At 70.2% G+C, this 14,717-nt stretch carries 13 protein-coding genes, 1 tRNA gene and 1 pseudogene; 7 read left to right on the top strand and 8 right to left on the bottom strand.

Annotated features, from left to right (window positions below; genetic code table 11):
• Positions 1 to 4: 4 nt before the first annotated feature.
• From NMN56_RS17425 to NMN56_RS17405, 5 genes are all read left to right on the top strand, one after another.
• Positions 5 to 1,756 (top strand): complex I subunit 4 family protein, encoded by a 1,752-nt coding sequence (locus NMN56_RS17425; RefSeq protein WP_274040552.1) that lies wholly within the window; start codon positions 5 to 7, stop codon positions 1,754 to 1,756.
• Complete coding sequence (locus NMN56_RS17420; RefSeq protein ID WP_274040389.1) at positions 1,753 to 3,369, top strand: NADH-quinone oxidoreductase subunit N; 1,617 nt, start codon at positions 1,753 to 1,755, stop codon at positions 3,367 to 3,369. The genes NMN56_RS17425 and NMN56_RS17420 overlap by 4 nt, the downstream gene beginning before the upstream one ends.
• Before the next feature lie 184 nt (positions 3,370 to 3,553).
• The gene (locus NMN56_RS17415; RefSeq protein WP_274040388.1) at positions 3,554 to 4,504 is read left to right on the top strand and encodes a hypothetical protein; all 951 of its coding nucleotides are present in this window, start codon (positions 3,554 to 3,556) and stop codon (positions 4,502 to 4,504) included.
• 190 nt (positions 4,505 to 4,694) lie between these two features.
• A complete protein-coding gene (htpX, locus tag NMN56_RS17410) occupies positions 4,695 to 5,558 on the top strand; it encodes a zinc metalloprotease HtpX (protein ID WP_274040387.1) in 864 nt (287 codons plus the stop codon).
• On the top strand, positions 5,555 to 5,959 hold the full coding sequence (locus NMN56_RS17405) for a YccF domain-containing protein (protein ID WP_274040386.1): 405 nt from the start codon (positions 5,555 to 5,557) through the stop codon (positions 5,957 to 5,959). Before htpX ends, NMN56_RS17405 begins: the two co-directional genes overlap by 4 nt.
• Positions 5,960 to 6,079: 120 nt before the next feature.
• Here the strand turns inward: NMN56_RS17405 and NMN56_RS17400 are convergent, their stop codons facing one another.
• On the bottom strand, positions 6,080 to 6,655 hold the full coding sequence (locus tag NMN56_RS17400) for a TetR/AcrR family transcriptional regulator (protein ID WP_274040385.1): 576 nt from the start codon (positions 6,653 to 6,655) through the stop codon (positions 6,080 to 6,082).
• 84 nt (positions 6,656 to 6,739) lie between these two features.
• Between NMN56_RS17400 and NMN56_RS17395 the strand changes: the two genes are divergently transcribed.
• A complete protein-coding gene (locus NMN56_RS17395; protein WP_274040384.1) occupies positions 6,740 to 8,485 on the top strand; it encodes an MFS transporter in 1,746 nt (581 codons plus the stop codon).
• Here NMN56_RS17395 and NMN56_RS17390 read toward each other — a convergent pair.
• Positions 8,476 to 8,964, bottom strand: a complete 489-nt coding sequence (locus NMN56_RS17390) for a YajQ family cyclic di-GMP-binding protein (RefSeq protein WP_274040383.1) — start codon at positions 8,962 to 8,964, stop codon at positions 8,476 to 8,478. The genes NMN56_RS17395 and NMN56_RS17390 overlap by 10 nt on opposite strands.
• A gap of 209 nt (positions 8,965 to 9,173) precedes the next feature.
• Between NMN56_RS17390 and NMN56_RS17385 the strand changes: the two genes are divergently transcribed.
• A tRNA-Tyr gene (locus tag NMN56_RS17385) sits at positions 9,174 to 9,255 on the top strand.
• A 103-nt stretch (positions 9,256 to 9,358) separates the two neighbouring features.
• Here the strand turns inward: NMN56_RS17385 and NMN56_RS17380 are convergent.
• The 6 genes and pseudogenes from NMN56_RS17380 to NMN56_RS17355 all read right to left on the bottom strand — a co-directional run.
• Positions 9,359 to 10,786, bottom strand: coding sequence for a tyrosine-type recombinase/integrase (locus NMN56_RS17380; RefSeq protein WP_274040382.1), 1,428 nt, complete (start codon positions 10,784 to 10,786; stop codon positions 9,359 to 9,361).
• A 57-nt stretch (positions 10,787 to 10,843) separates the two neighbouring features.
• Positions 10,844 to 11,032 (bottom strand): helix-turn-helix transcriptional regulator, encoded by a 189-nt coding sequence (locus NMN56_RS17375; protein WP_274040381.1) that lies wholly within the window; start codon positions 11,030 to 11,032, stop codon positions 10,844 to 10,846.
• Positions 11,033 to 11,508: 476 nt separating this feature from the next.
• A complete protein-coding gene (locus NMN56_RS17370; RefSeq protein ID WP_274040380.1) occupies positions 11,509 to 12,984 on the bottom strand; it encodes an ATP-binding protein in 1,476 nt (491 codons plus the stop codon).
• Positions 12,985 to 12,986: 2 nt separating this feature from the next.
• On the bottom strand, positions 12,987 to 13,826 hold the full coding sequence (locus NMN56_RS17365) for a bifunctional DNA primase/polymerase (protein ID WP_274040379.1): 840 nt from the start codon (positions 13,824 to 13,826) through the stop codon (positions 12,987 to 12,989).
• Complete coding sequence (locus NMN56_RS17360) at positions 13,823 to 14,452, bottom strand: class I SAM-dependent methyltransferase (protein WP_274040378.1); 630 nt, start codon at positions 14,450 to 14,452, stop codon at positions 13,823 to 13,825. The genes NMN56_RS17365 and NMN56_RS17360 overlap by 4 nt, the downstream gene beginning before the upstream one ends.
• Positions 14,449 to 14,717, bottom strand: a pseudogene (locus NMN56_RS17355) (DNA methylase); the annotation flags it as partial. The gene NMN56_RS17360 and the pseudogene NMN56_RS17355, both read right to left, overlap by 4 nt.

The raw sequence follows: 14,717 nt of genomic DNA, 5'->3' as shown, positions 1-14,717 counted from the left end.
CGTGATGCCGTTCGACGACACCGTGATGCAGGCGCTTCTCCTCGCCGTCGTGGTCGTGCCGCTGCTCGGCGCCGTGGCGGCCCTGCTGCCCGCGCCTCCGGGGCTGCGGGGCCGCGACCCCGACCAGGCGGTGCTGCGGCACGGCGTGACCGTCACAGGCGCCGTCCTGGTTGCGGCCGTGGCGCTGGCGGTCGGGTTCGACCACGGTGAACCGGCCGCCATGCAGGCCGAGTCGAGCGTCAGCTGGATTCCGGCGCTCGGTGTCCGGCTGCACTTCGGCACGGACGGTGTCTCGCTGCCACTGCTGGTGCTGACCGCGCTGCTGACGTTCCTGTGCGCGCTCTACAGCTACTTCAAGATGCCAGCGGGCCCGAGCCCCAGGGCGTTCGTGGCGCTGCTGCTGGTCCTGGAGTGCGGCACCCTCGCCACGTTCGCCGTGCTCGACCTGATGCTGTTCTTCCTGGCGTTCGAGATGGTGCTCATCCCGATGTACTTCCTCATCGCCCGCTGGGGCCAGCCGGAGGGCGCCGCACATGGCGCCCCGGCCGGGAGCGCGGGCAAGGAGAGCGGCGGGCGCGGGCCGGCGGCCTGGAAGTTCATCCTCTACACGCTGCTCGGCTCCGTCGTGATGCTGCTCGGCCTGCTCGTACTCGGCCTGAACGCCGGTACGTTCGACATGGTGCGGCTCGCAGAGGCACAGGGCTCCGGGGTCGGCCGTACGGCACAGATCGTCGCCGCGCTCGCCATCGGAGTGGGCCTCGCCGTGAAGGCGCCCATGTGGCCGCTGCACAGTTGGCTCCCCGACGCGCACACGGCGGCTCCGACCGTGGGCTCGGTACTGCTCGCCGGCGTTCTGCTGAAGATGGGCACCTATGGGTTCGTGCGCATCCTGTTGCCCGCGGCGCCGGAGGGCGCGCAGACGTTCGCGCCGTATCTGGCCGCCTTCGCCGTGGTCGGCATCATCTACGGGTCGCTGGCCTGCCTCGCCCTCGCGCGCAAGGGCGCCAAGGGCGCCAAGGGCGACCTGAAGCGGCTCATCGCCTACTCGTCGGTCGGCCACATGGGCTTCGTACTCCTGGGCATCGCCACCCTCACCCACACCGGCGTCAACGGCGCCCTCTTCGCCAACATCGCCCACGGCCTCATCACCGGCCTGCTCTTCTTCCTCGTCGGCGCGCTGAAGGACCGCGCGGGCACCACCGACCTCGACAGCCTCTCCGGCGCCAGCGGCGCCGCGCTCTACGGCAAGGCACCACGCTTCGGCGGGCTCCTCGCCTTCGCAGCCGTCGCCTCCCTGGGCCTGCCGGGGCTCGCCGGCTTCTGGGGCGAACTGCTCGCGCTCCTGGGCGCCTTCGACCCGGCCCCGGGGCTCAGCCGGCCCGCGTTCCTGGTCTTCATGGCGTTCGGAGCCGTCGGCACCCTCCTGACGGCGGCCTACATGCTCGTCGTCGTACGCCGTGTCTGCATGGGAGACCCCGCCGAGCCCGATCACGCGCCGCACCCCGCGGGAGCGGAACCGGCCGCCGCTGACAGCTCCCGGCCCGACCCGACGGGGCCGGGCGGACCGGCCGAGGCGGGCCGGCCGGCCGCACCTGGCCGGGCACGCCTCGCCACGATGCCCGACGTCCGTACGTACGAGTTCGCTGCCTGGACGCCCCTGGTCGTCCTCACCGTCCTCGCCGGGCTGTGGCCCGCGGCCCTCCTGGGGCTCACCGACCCGGCCGTGCAGAGCCTCCTGCCAGGAGTGACCCGATGACACCCCCCGCACTCGCAGCCCTCGCCTCCGAAGGACGGCAGACGCTCACCAGCGACCAGAGCCTCGTCCAGTCCGTCGACTGGGCCGCCCTGGCACCTCCCGCCGTCGCGGCCGTCGTCGCGCTGGCCGTGCTCGTCCTGGACCTCTTCCTGGAAGACCGCCACAAGCGCCTCCTGGGCTGGGTCTCCGCCGGAGGGCTCGCGGTGGCCGGACTGGCGATCATCCCGCTCGTCGGCGAGAACAGGACGACCTTCTGCCTCACCGAGGGCTCCCGCGCGTGCAGTTACGTCGCCGACCCGTTCACGCTCGCCATCCAGCTACTGGTGCTCGGCGGCGCCTTCGTGACGGCGCTGCTGTCCCTGACGGCCGTCGAGGAGGAGCGGCTGCCCGCGGGCGAGTTCTGGTTCCTGCTGCTGTCCTCGGCCGCCGGGGCCGCGCTGCTGCCGGCCTCGCGCGACCTGGCCACGCTCGTGGTCGCACTGGAGGTCGCCTCGCTCCCCGCGTTCGCTCTGGTGGGCCTGCGGCGCGGGCAGCGGCTGTCCTCCGAGGCCGCGCTGAAGTTCTTCCTGTCCTCGGTCACCGCGACCGCCGTGATGCTCCTGGGCGTCAGCTTCGTCTACGCCGCCACCGGCAGCATGCACCTGGACGCCGTCGCCGAGGGGCTCCCCGCCGCCGACAGCCGCCTGGGCACGCTCGCCGCCACGGGCGTCGCACTGACCCTGGTGGGCTTCGCGTTCAAGACGGCCGCCGCGCCCTTCCACTTCTGGGTACCGGAGACCTACGTAGGTGCGCCTTTGCCGGTCGCCGCCTACTTGTCGGTCATCGGCAAGGCTGCGGGCTTCTCCGGGCTGATCCTCGTCACCGTCAGAGCGTTCCCTTCCTACGCCGGCACCTGGGGCCCCGCGCTGGCCGTGCTCGCCGCGCTCACCATGAGCGTCGGCAACCTCGCCGCGCTGCGCCAGCGCGCCGACCGCGCGCACAGCGCCGTACGGCTGCTGGCCTGGTCCTCCGTCGCACAGGCCGGCTACTTGCTGGTGCCGATCGCCTCGGCTGCGTACGCGGACGACCCGGGAAGGGCCGTGGGCGCGACGGTCGCCTACGCGCTGATGTACGCCGTCGTGAACCTCGGAGCCTTCGGAGTGGCAGCCGTAGTCGGCCGCGGCGTCCGGAGCAACCGGATCACCGACTACAGGGGCCTGGTCGACGCGCACCCCTTCGCTGCACTCGCGCTCGGCTTCTTCCTGCTCTGCCTCGCCGGACTGCCTCCGGGCATCATCGGCCTGTTCGCCAAGGTCACGGTCTTCGACGCGGCCGTCGACGCGGGCCTGGGCTGGCTGGCCGTCGTCATGGCGGTCAACGTCGTGATCGCCCTCGTCTACTACCTCAAGTGGACCGCCATCCTCTTCCGTACGGGCGCGGGAGCCGGCGAGGGCGAGCGCGTCCCCGGCGAGCCCCTCATGGCCGGTGCGGGCGCCCCCGGTGGCGCGGGACCCGTGCCGGTCAGGTTCACGGTGCCGCTGACGGTGACGGTCGCGCTCACGGGCGTGCTCGCGCTCGCGGTCTCCGGCGCCCCGCAGCTGATCCTGCGGTTCGCCGACACCACGCTCTTCTGACCCCGCGGGGCCGGCACCCGCTCCCGCTCCCGCCCCTGGCCGCCCGGTACGGCGCCGGGCGAGGCACCGCTCTCCCGCCCCCTCGGAACCCGCACAACCGGAGCCGTAACCTCCCGCTGTGCGGGGGCGTCTCCGGTACGAGGGTGGTCATCGGGCCGTTCCGGACGAGGGGGACACACGCGACATGAGCATCGACAGACGCAGCCTGCTGAGAGGGACCGTGGCGGCGGGTGCGGCCCTGCCACTGGGCGCACTGGCCACGGGGCAGTCCCAGGCGGCGCCCGCCTACCAACTCGCCGTGCTCGACGTGAACAGGAACAACGTCTGCGTCTTCAACAGAGGTGACCAGTTCACCGACGCCAACATCAAGTGGAGCTTCAACCCCGGCTGGGGAGACGTCCTGGAGACCCGTTTCCGGGACACCAACAACGACGGACCGGTCTTCATGGTCGCCGGAGGCAGCCCGGGCAACGGCAAGGGGCATGCCGAGATCCGCCGCCGCAGCGACAAGAAGCTCCTGTGGCAGGCGACGTTCAACAACTACCCGCACTGCATCGAGCGCGTACGCGGCCCCGGTGCCGTCGTCGTGGCCGGCACCCGCACCGACCCCGGCAAGAACGGCGGCTCGCTGCATCTGTACGGGCCGGCGAACGGCAGCATCAGCTCGCTGAAATACCTGCGCTCCTATCCCTTCCGTCAGGCACACGGCGTCCTGTGGGACCCGCTGTTCAACCTCCTGTGGGCCGTCGGCGGCACCGTACTGCGCTCCTACCGCGTCGAAGGGACGTACCAGAACATCAAGCTGGTCAAGGCGGGGGAGTGGGCCATCGCGGGCAACGGCCACGACGTACAGCCCGACTACACGGACACCAACGTGCTGTACGTCACCGACAGCGGCCACGTCTACAAGGTCGACAAACGGAATCCGGCCGCCATGGAAGTCAGCAGTACCCGTAAGTACGTGAAGTCCTTCTCACGCCACAGCAGCGGCGAGGGACTGTGGACCTCGGCACCTCAGGACGCCAGCAACCCGTTCGGCACCTCCTGGGTGCACTTCCGCTGGCCCTCGGCGGCCACCCAGCGCCCGGGCGGCAGGCTCTACAAGGCACGCCTGGTGGAGAGCGCCTACCAGTGATCCCTGCCGGCGGTGCGGGCAGGTGAGGAGGGTCCGGGCAGGCGGCGTGAGGGAACTGCGCCCACCCGCGATCCGTTGACCTGGGGAGGGAGGGTCCACTGGAAGGGGCCGCTGGAGGTGGAGGCACCACCTGGCACCTCCTGACACCACCTGGCTTGGGGCCCCTGCCGCACCATCTGGAGGGCGTACCGTGCACCGCCGACACAACGGGCTGAGGACAGCTCTGCTTCTCGGGGGGCTGTCCGCGCTCATCCTCGTCATCGGGGGCTTCTTCGGCACGACGGGTCTGATCCTCGCTCTGCTGATCGCGCTCGGTACCAACGCGTACGCCTACTGGAACAGCGGCAAGCTCGCCCTGCGCGCCATGCGTGCCCGCCCTGTCAGCGAGTTCGAGGCGCCGCAGCTGTACCGGATGGTGCGTGAGCTGTCGACCGCCGCGCGCCAGCCCATGCCCCGGCTCTACCTCTCGCCGACCCAGGCGCCGAACGCCTTCGCGACCGGCCGCAACCCCAGGAACGCGGCCGTCTGCTGCACCGACGGCATCCTGCGCCTCCTCGACGAGCGCGAGCTGCGCGGCGTCATCGGCCATGAGCTGAGCCATGTCTACAACCGCGACATCCTCATCTCGTCGGTCGCCGGAGCCCTCGCCTCCGTTGTGCTGTTCCTGGTCAACTTCGCCTGGCTGATCCCCTTCGGCCGCTCGGACGACGACGAGGGCCCTGGTCTGTTCGGCATGCTGCTGATCATGGTCCTGGGCCCGGTCGCCGCCTCGCTCATCCAGCTCGCCGTCTCCCGCTCACGCGAGTACGAGGCCGACGCCGCGGGCGCCCAGCTGACCGGTGACCCCCTCGCGCTCGCCTCGGCGCTGCGCAAACTGGAGCTGGGCACACAGCAGTTGCCGCTCCCGCCCGAGCCCCGCCTGGAGACGGCGGGACACATGATGATCGCGAACCCGTTCCGCAAGGGCGAGGGACTCTCCAAGCTCTTCTCCACACATCCGCCGATGGCCGAGCGTGTTGCCCGGCTGGAGAAGATGGCAGGCTGGCGCGGGTGAAGACCCTCCTCAACATCATCTGGCTGATCTTTTCCGGGCTGTGGATGGCCCTCGGCTATCTGCTCGCCGGCGTCATCTGCTGCATCCTCGTGATCACGATCCCGTGGGGCCTGGCCTGTTTCCGTATCGCGGGCTACGCGCTGTGGCCATTCGGCCGCACCACGGTCGTACGGCCGGGCGCCGGCGCCGCCTCCGGTATCGGCAACGTCGTCTGGTTCATCTTCGCGGGGCTCTGGCTCACCCTGGGCCACATCACGCTGGGCATCGGCCTGTGCCTGAGCATCATCGGCATCCCGTTCGGCGTGGCCCACTTCAAGATGGTGCCGGTCTCGCTGGTGCCGCTGGGCCGCGAGATCGTGTCCACCGAAACGCCGGCCGCCTACCCGCACTACCGCTGGTAGACGCCCTTTTCCGCACGCCGGGTGTGCTCGGCCCGCCAGGAGTCCCCGGTGCTCCCGGGCGCTCCGGTGTCCCCGTGCTTCTCTGCTTCTCCCGAGGCCGCGCCGCTCAGGCGCGGCCTCTCATGTGTCGTCGGAGATCCGGCGCATCGCCTCGACCAGCGCCTCTCCCGGCACCTGATCGCCGGGGGACAGCGTCCCCTCCAGCACGAGCCCGGACATCAGCAGGTAGTAGAGCCGCCCGAAGGTCCGCAGGTCCTCCTCCGTGACCTCGTCCTCCGGCACACCGTTCAGAATCGCGACGAGCCCGCCGCGCGCCTCGGGCAGCGCCGCCTGGAAGTGCGCGCGCACGTCGTTGTCGTCGCTGGAGCGCAGGATCAGCTCGATGGACGCGTCCCACATGCGCCGGTGCTTGCCGACCAGCTCCGCGATGGCCGTCCACCCGGCCATGAACCGCTCGACCCGCGTCGATCCGGGCCGCACCTGGCGCGTGACGGCCGCCTCCACCTCGTCGGCCCACTCGCCCATCCATGCGAAGAGCGCCTCTCGGAGAAGGGCGTCCTTCGAGCCGTAGTGGTAGCCGATCGAGGCGAGGTTCGTCCCCGACGCCTGCACGATGTCCCGCGCCGTCGTGCGCCCGTACCCCTTCTCCAGCAGGCAGCGCTTCGCGCCCTCCAGCAGATCCTCGCGATGTCCCATGCCCAGACGGTACCGCAGCGCCTAGACGGGCGTCTTACACAAACGTCATAGACAAGCGTCTTAGACGTACGTATAGTTCTGCGCATGGTCACACCGCCGCCGCGTGCTGCCGTGCACGCCGCCACCGCTGGGCGCCGGGAGTGGACGGCCCTCCTCGTCCTCCTCCTGGCGCTGCTTCTGGTCTCCATGGATGTCTCGGTCCTGTACTTCGCCGTCCCCTTCATCTCCCGAGAACTGGCGCCCAGCGCGACGGAACAGCTGTGGATCTTCGACATCTACGGCTTCGTGCTCGGTGGTCTCCTGCTCACCATGGGCGCGCTCGGCGACCGGATAGGGCGCCGCAGGCTGCTGCTGAGCGGCGCGCTCGCCTTCGGCCTGGCCTCGGTCCTCGCCGCCTACGCCACCAGCCCCGAAATGCTCATAGGGGCCCGCGCCCTCCTCGGCGTCGGCGGAGCGACCCTGATGCCCTCCACGCTCGCGCTGATCCGGAACCTCTTCCACGACGCACGCCAGCGCGCGACCGCCATCTCCATCTGGTCGGCCGTCATGGTCGGGGGCGTCGCGGTCGGCCCCGTCATCAGCGGCGTGCTCCTGGAGCACTTCTGGTGGGGCTCGGTCTTTCTGGTCAACCTGCCGGCGATGGTTCTGCTGCTCGCGCTCGCACCGGTGCTGGTCCCCGAGTTCAGAAACCCCGGTGCCGGCCGCTTCGACTGGCTCAGCTCCCTGCTCTCCCTCGCCGCGATCCTCCCGGTGATCTACGGCATCAAGGAACTGGCCGCCGACGGGTACGCGCCCACCTCCGTGCTCGCCCTCGCAGCCGGCGGCGCGGTCGGGCTTTACTTCGTGCACCGCCAACGCACCGTCACGCACCCGCTGCTCGACCTGACGCTCTTCCGGCGGCCCGGATTCGGCGCCGCGGTGGCCACCAACCTCGTGGCGATGTTCATCATGGTCGGCTTCGCGATCTTCACCACCCAGTACCTGCAATCGGTCCTGGGCATGAGCCCACTCCGCGCGGCCCTGTGGAGCCTCGTGCCCTCACTAGGTGTCGGTATAGCGGCCCCGCTCAGCGTGCAGCTCGCGCGGCGGATCAACCGCGCGTACATCATCGGCGCCGGATTCGCCGTCGCGGCAGCGGGATTCCTGGCCCTCTCCCGCCTCCAGTCCGACACCCCGCTGTGGGGCATCCTCATAGGCGCCGGGGTCTACGCGACAGGTGTCGCCATGGTCTCCACCCTCATCACCGACCTCGTCGTCGGTACGGCCCCGCCCGAACAGGCGGGTGCGGCCTCCGGACTGCTCGAATGCGTCCAGGAGTTCGGCGGAGCGCTCGGCATGGCCCTGCTCGGCAGCGTCGGAACGGCCGTCTACCGCCGCGAGTTCACCGACGCCGTCCCGTCCTCCGTTCCCGCGTCCGCCGTCGAGCACGCCCGCGAGACCCTCGGCGGAGCAGTCGCCGTCAGCGACCAACTCCCCGGCCAGGCAGGCGAAGCCGTCCTCACCGCGGCCCGCGACGCCTTCACCCACGGCATGCGCACGGCGGCCGTCGCCGGCCTGACCGTCAGCCTCGCCGCAGCCCTGCTCAGCTTCCGCCGACTCCGCCACGCGGGCGCCACGGGCGGTCAGTACGGGGTCGGCATAGGCAACGCGGGCGGCACCGATGCCCCGGACGACGCGGCTCCGGACGACCTGGCTCCGGACGACGCGGCGCACGCGGGCGGAGGCTCAGGGGGCGCGGGTGACGCGAGCGGTGCCGCCCCCGTACACACGGAAGCGGCCACGCCCGTCGGGGACGTGGCCGCTCAGGAAGCGCCGTACAGTCAGCGGTAGTTCTCGAACTGCAGGGCGAAGTCGAGATCCTTGCCCTTCAGCAGCGCGATCACTTCCTGAAGGCTGTCCCTGCTCTTGGCGGAGACGCGCAGCTCGTCGCCCTGGACCTGAGCCTTGACGCCCTTGGGGCCCTCGTCCCGGATGATCTTCGCGACCTTCTTCGCGTTGTCCTGCGAGATCCCCTGCTGGAGCGAACCAGTGATCCGGTACTCCTTGCCGGACGCCTGCGGCTCCCCGGTCTCCAGGGCCTTGAGCGAAATGCCCCGCTTGACGAGCTTCGACTGGAAGATGTCGAGCACAGCCTTCACCCGCTCCTCCGAGTTCGCCCGCATCTCGATCTTCTCGCCCGACCAGTCGATCGAGGCGTCCACACCCTTGAAGTCGTAACGCTGGGAGATCTCCTTCGCCGCCTGGTGCAGCGCGTTGTCGACCTCCTGCCGCTCGACCTTCGAGACGACGTCGAAACTGGAGTCGGCCATGGTGAGTTGGCTCCTCGTACGTAGTGTGTCGGAATGGCGGTCCCCGGCGGACCGTGCGGCAAGCCTAGCCACCCACACCTCACGCGGGACCGCGCCGCCGTCCGTGCGGCGGCTGATCAACCGGGTGGCGAACCACCCCCCGCCATCGGGTATGGTTTACACCGTTGCCACGGCGCACCGCCTCACGCGAGCGCCAGGCAGCAATCCCAGGCGGTGTGCCCGAGCGGCCAAAGGGAGCAGACTGTAAATCTGCCGGCTTAGCCTTCCTAGGTTCGAATCCTAGCGCCGCCACAGTATTGAAGGGGCCCGTGACCAGCGGAAAAGCTGGTCACGGGCCCCTTCTGCTGTCCGGTTCGGCTGCAGGGGCGGGATATGCGGAATATCCCGGTGTGTCTCACCCTGAATCACGTACTGACCAGCGCGTGTGGGACCCCCGTGGGGCAGCCCCCGAGGGCTGCTGGCCATCCCGCAGCGCGGCTTCGATCCGGGCGTTCGCATCCGCCGCCGCCCCGTCAAGACACTTGGCGTAGACGCGGAACAGCACGGCCACGCTGTGGCCGGCGCGCTGGGCAACTGCCTGTGGCTCCACCCCGGAACTGAGCCACATGGACACGGCCGCGTGGCGGAGGTCATACGGTCGTTTGGCCAGCGGAGAGGCGTGCTGGGCGGGTGTCAGAGCGCGCTTCCGGGCTTCGGCCCAGACCTCTCCGTACCCGGTGTCCTGGATGAGCCCGCCGCGTAGCGTCCGGAAGAGGCGGCCGTCAGGAGCGACGCCGTACGCGGTGATGTGCCAGCGCAGAAGCGCCACCAGGTCTGGGGGGATGGGGACCACCCGCACCGCCTTGCGGGGCCGGTGCTTCAACCCCCGCTTGTCGTGCGGCTTGCCGGTATCGGTCCATGCCGAACCGGATCGGGGATGCGTCTCCCGCAGTCGCAGCGTGCCCCACCCACGGCGCGGCAGGTCGCAGTCGTCCCGACGGAGCCCGATGACCTCCGCCGGCCGTGCCGCAGCGAAGTACATGCAGCCGAAGAACGCCACCAGGTGACGGCCACGCGGGGACTGCGTCCGCACGGTGTCGAGCAGGGCCGCCGCCTGGCGCGGTCCCGGTACGCAGGCAGGATCTACCTCCTCCGCCACCTGCTCAGGGGCCTTCCACTGAACCTGGGGGAGGGGGTTCGCGGGCAGTCGCTCGGCCTCCACCGCGTAGCCGAGCGCGTTGTGGAAGATGGCCCGCTTCCGGCGGATGGTGCTCGCCGCAGCCGTTGTACCGTCCAGCTTCTTGGTGAGAGCTTCCAGGGCCGACCGGACGCGCATTCGGTCGGACAGTGTCGATGTCGGCAGCGACTTCCGCTCGAACCAGTCGAGCACCTTGGCCACGTCGGCAGGCGGTTCCTCATCTCGTCGCGTGATGTTGAAGGCCCAGCCATAAAGCGCTGTGCGCACTGTCTCGGCGTCAGCCATGCCCTTGGTGTCCTTCACCAGCGCCGGGGTGACGGTCGCCATCGCTTCAGCCAGCGTCCGACGGGTGGAACCGGGGGAGTGAGGCCACTTCATCGCGATGTAGTCGCGAGCGTGCTGGTACCAGCTCACATCGTTTCGGTCCCGCAGCTCCTTGACCGGTACGCCGGTCTCCTCGTCGAACGGCTCGCCGGCGTGCACAGCTCGCAGCAGCTCCGCCCGGCGGCCGTCGGCGAGGGTCTTGGTCTGGAAGGTCTGCGAGTGCGGCGTGCTGCCCGTCTTCCAGCGGAGTTCCGCTGAAGCCTGCTTGCGGTCCCTGCGCTGCCGCACGGCCCAGATACGAACGTCGTACGTGCTGCCCATTCGGGGCCTTTCACTGAGCGGGACCCGGCGCGAGCCGGGCCCCGTATGGATGGTTGGTCAGGCGGCTTCGTCCTCGTGGCGGTCCCACCAGTCGTCAAGGTCGCTGCGGCGCACGCGAATATGGCCGTTCGGAAGCTTGATGAGCTTTGGGGCCTGGCCGCGTGCGCGCATGCGGTAGAAGGCGGGGCGGCTCATGCCGATCTCTTCGAGGACTTCGGGGAGTTTGAGCATCTTGGGGCGGGCCATGGTGCGACTCCTCGTCGGTTGGGGTGGGGTCTACGCGGTGGGTTCGGGTGCCGCGAGCGGCTCTGCGCGTGTGTCTGAGGTGCGGATTTCTGCGTCATGTGCGTCATCTGCGTCATGCACGGTGTCTGACCTGCGGTTTTGGGATGACGCAGAGGGCTTGGTCTGCGTCATCCATGACGCAGGTGGTCCGGCTTCCATGACGCACATGACGCAGCCATGACGCAGGGGTTGCCCTCTGCGTCATGGCTGTAGCAGCAGGTCAGGGGCCGTTTTTCGGCTCGCATGACGCACATGACGCAGCGTCCCTCTACTTAGGAAAAAGAGAGGGGTGTCTGTTGTGGTGCGGGCGGCTCAAGACGTGAGAAGGAGCCGCTGCGCGGCACGTCTTTTGAGCGGCGCACGGCGCCGAACAGCAAGAAGAGCACCACCCTCGTTGCGACCGTGGTGCTCTTCTTGCTTGTCCGAACGAGCGGCGGTCAGAACATCCGCTTCTGTTCACTCGGGGGCGGGGTCGGTTGGCGGGTCATTTCGAGGTAGCGGCCCTCAAAGGTGCGTCCGGAGTCGATGAGCACGCCACGGGCGGCGAGGGTGGGCTGAAGGCGCTTGAGGCGGTCGGAGAGGACTTTGCCCGTGGTCGGCCACCCTTTGGGCAGAGGACGCAGGTCCTCGCCGCTGTAGAGGCGACTGAGGCAGGCCAGCCACTCGGTGGATGTCATCCGCTGCTCTGCGCCCGGCTCGATGGTGGCGGCGTGTTGGAGGACGGTCTGCGCGAGCAGGTCCCCCTCGATCACGTCGTCGTTGAGGTCGTCCAGGCGGGCACGGTAGGCGGCCAGCGCTCCGAAGCCGGTCGCCGCGTCGAGCTGCGCGCACAGGTGCGCGAAGTCCGCCATCCGCAGATCCGTTGGGGTCTCCGCTTCGGCCGCGCGGACCTTGACCGTGAGGTCGAGAAGGGACCCGAGAACCACGGGCAGCACCTCCGCGTACTCCGCCCACAGCTCCGCCTCGGTGCGGCGGACCTTTGGCCGCTCCAGCCGCAACGGCAGGAGCCGTTCAGCGAGGTCGGGCCGGATGACCCCCACGTCGATGCCGGTCAGCAGCAGGGGACGGCGGTAGCGGGCGCGGAAGACATCCCCGTCGGTGAACAGAGCGCGCTTGACGTTCTCGGCCCCGGTGACGATGCAGCACATCGCATCCGACAGGTCCGGAGTCATGTGCGAGAGGTTGTCCAGCGCGGTCACCCACCCTGCCGCCACCGCCGCGATCAGGTTCTCCTCATCCTTCGGCGCCCGGCGCAGATCACCGCTCATGCCCTCGATGACCCTGATAAGCATCCGCCCGCCCGTGGACTTACCCGCACCCTGCGGACCGGTGAGGAACGGCGCGGGAACCGGCACGGACGGGCCCAGGCAGCCGATCAGCCAGGCGAGGGCCAGGCATTCGGTCTCCGCGCCGGCGAAGTTGCACAGCCGCAGGAGCAGGTCGATGCCCTTGCCGTCGTTGTCCTTGGCCGGCAGGGGGAGTTCCCCGGTGAGCTGGGTGCGCCGCCAGCACACCTCACGGGGGTCGGGGGTGGTGATGTCCCAGCCGGTGGGGTGGATACGGACGGACTGCCCATCGGCGCGGCCCAGGTCCAGCCAGGTTGCCCCGTCGAATCCGGGCGCGACGCGGATGTTCACGGGCTGCACGTCCTCGGTGAGTGCGAGTGCTTCGATCAAGTCCAACGCCTCCTTCAGAGCGGTTCCGTTGAACACGCCGCATCCGTCGCGGTAGAGGCCGACCATGAGTTCCTGCCGGTGGCTGCCGGTTGTGCCCTGGGAGCGGATGGGGCGGGCGACGGGGTGGCCGTTCTTCTGCGCGTACACGGTCCCGTCGGCAGTGCGGAAGTAGCGGAAGTGGGATTGCGCGTAGTCGGTGATGACCTCACGGCCAGGAGTCTTTTCCTCGTCGGGCATGGCTACACCCCCAGTCGGGTGCGGGCGTTGTTCCACGCGTCGGCGCAGTGCCGGGCGCTCTCGCCCCTGGCCTGCGCGGCAGCGAACAGCCGGTTGATGTGGTTCTCGGTGAGGCAGCCGCACCCGCCGTGCGTGGAGAGCACGGCGAGGAACGAGCGGTAGACGTTCGCGTGCACCGCGCTGCGCGCCTCGGAGATGCACTGCACGGCCATGGCGATGCCACGCTCAAGGAAGACCGGCGTGCGGTGCGGGCACTCTCCGCTCCCGGCCCCTGCGGGCACGGTGACGACGGGCGCCGGCCGGACCGGGGCGGGTTCCTTTACGGCCAGCGCGCGCACCGCATCCGGTAGCGCCGTCACGGTGCCGGCGCCGGGGCCCAGCCACCGGGCGTAGGCCATCGTGGACTTGATGTCCACGCCGTCACGCACTCCGTTCACCGAGCGCATGGCGCCCCGGTAGATCCAGTGCTCTCCGCGCGTGGTCGCCACGGTCCGGGTGGCCGGCAACGTGGTCCGGGCCCAGCCGACCGCGCCGGCATGGTCGAGGTCCACGACGGTGAGCCCGGCGCCGCCGGGGTGGTAGGCCACCGCCGCCGCCTCCCGCCACACCCGTGCCCACGCGGGCGAGTTGAGGGTGTGGGGGTCGGTGGTGGCGGCGGCCCAGGCGTGACAGGGGGCCGGGCAGGCGCAGGGGCCGGGAGTCTTCATGTTCGGCCGGCCACCGCAGACGTTCCGCACGCAGGCCGGGCAGTTCCCGAAGGGCACTTTGCCCCTGCGCAGGGGAAGCACGGGCAGGCCGCGCCCAGCGGCGGCCAGCGCGGCGTTCAACAGGTCGGTGGTCATGCGGCTGCCCTCCCTTCGTGGGTGAGGAACTGGCGGGCGATGTGCTGGGTGTAGGCGGGGGGTGCGGCCTGGCGGGCCTCGCGGTTGGTCATCCAGGTGCAGCCCATGGCGTCGGCGTAGGCGCGCTCGCCCTTGTGCGCGAAGGCGAGAAGGCCGGGCCGGTGCCAGCACGGGGCGACCAGGTCACCGCCGCCGCCCCAGGAGGTCTCAAAGGCCCGGTGGCGGCGGATGTTCAGGCCGAACTGTGTGCCGCACAGCAGGTAGTCCGGGCGCACCGGTGCTTCGGGCACGTTCTCGATGACCCACGGAATCCCGGAGGCTTCCAGCCGCACGCGGCCGGGAGTGAGCAGGTCGGGGTGGTTGCCCTGGCTGCCTCGCCAGGAGGTGACGCGGGCGAAGTGCTGGCAGGGCCAGGAGGCGTGCACCAGGTCGAAGCCGTCCAGCCGGAAGGTGAGCGCGTCGGCCTGGTGGAAGGTGAAGGGATAGTTCGGCTGCGGGGTGATATCAACGCCGACAACGTCGAACCCGGCAAGGTAGTAGCCCATGGCCAAGCCCCCGGCGCCGCAGCACAGATCCAGCAGGCGCAGCCCGTTGGCCCGCCTCAGCGGCATTACACGCGCACTCACGCGGCCACCTCCATGCGGGAGGCGAGGAAGGCGCGGCCGATCCACTGGGTGTAGGCGGGTGGGATGGCTTCGGTCAGTTCTTCGCGTACGTCGGTCCAGTCGATGCCCATCGCGTCCCGCATCTCGGCAACGGTGGCTTTGCCGCCGCCGGCCCCGTAGGCGGCCACGTACGGCCCGTCGAAGTAGCGGCCGTGCCGCCAGCCGCGCACCCGGCCCCGGTGCGGCCGGTGCGCCGGCTGCACGGCCCTCCAGCCGCTCAGCTCGA

Source organism: Streptomyces iconiensis, assembly GCF_028657195.3.
GTDB classification, from domain to species: Bacteria; Actinomycetota; Actinomycetes; order Streptomycetales; family Streptomycetaceae; genus Streptomyces; species Streptomyces iconiensis.
This window is presented reverse-complemented; position numbering and strand designations above follow the sequence as displayed.

Excerpts from the sequence above, each read along its gene's own strand:
- NMN56_RS17425 (WP_274040552.1), top strand. The coding sequence starts at position 5 with ATGCCGTTCGACGACACCGTGATGCAGGCGCTTCTCCTCGCCGTCGTG.
- NMN56_RS17420 (WP_274040389.1), top strand. The coding sequence starts at position 1,753 with ATGACACCCCCCGCACTCGCAGCCCTCGCCTCCGAAGGACGGCAGACG.
- NMN56_RS17415 (WP_274040388.1), top strand. The coding sequence starts at position 3,554 with ATGAGCATCGACAGACGCAGCCTGCTGAGAGGGACCGTGGCGGCGGGT.
- NMN56_RS17400 (WP_274040385.1), bottom strand. The coding sequence starts at position 6,655 with ATGGGACATCGCGAGGATCTGCTGGAGGGCGCGAAGCGCTGCCTGCTG.
- NMN56_RS17395 (WP_274040384.1), top strand. The coding sequence starts at position 6,740 with ATGGTCACACCGCCGCCGCGTGCTGCCGTGCACGCCGCCACCGCTGGG.
- NMN56_RS17390 (WP_274040383.1), bottom strand. The coding sequence starts at position 8,964 with ATGGCCGACTCCAGTTTCGACGTCGTCTCGAAGGTCGAGCGGCAGGAG.
- NMN56_RS17380 (WP_274040382.1), bottom strand. The coding sequence starts at position 10,786 with ATGGGCAGCACGTACGACGTTCGTATCTGGGCCGTGCGGCAGCGCAGG.
- NMN56_RS17375 (WP_274040381.1), bottom strand. The coding sequence starts at position 11,032 with ATGGCCCGCCCCAAGATGCTCAAACTCCCCGAAGTCCTCGAAGAGATC.
- NMN56_RS17370 (WP_274040380.1), bottom strand. The coding sequence starts at position 12,984 with ATGCCCGACGAGGAAAAGACTCCTGGCCGTGAGGTCATCACCGACTAC.
- NMN56_RS17365 (WP_274040379.1), bottom strand. The coding sequence starts at position 13,826 with ATGACCACCGACCTGTTGAACGCCGCGCTGGCCGCCGCTGGGCGCGGC.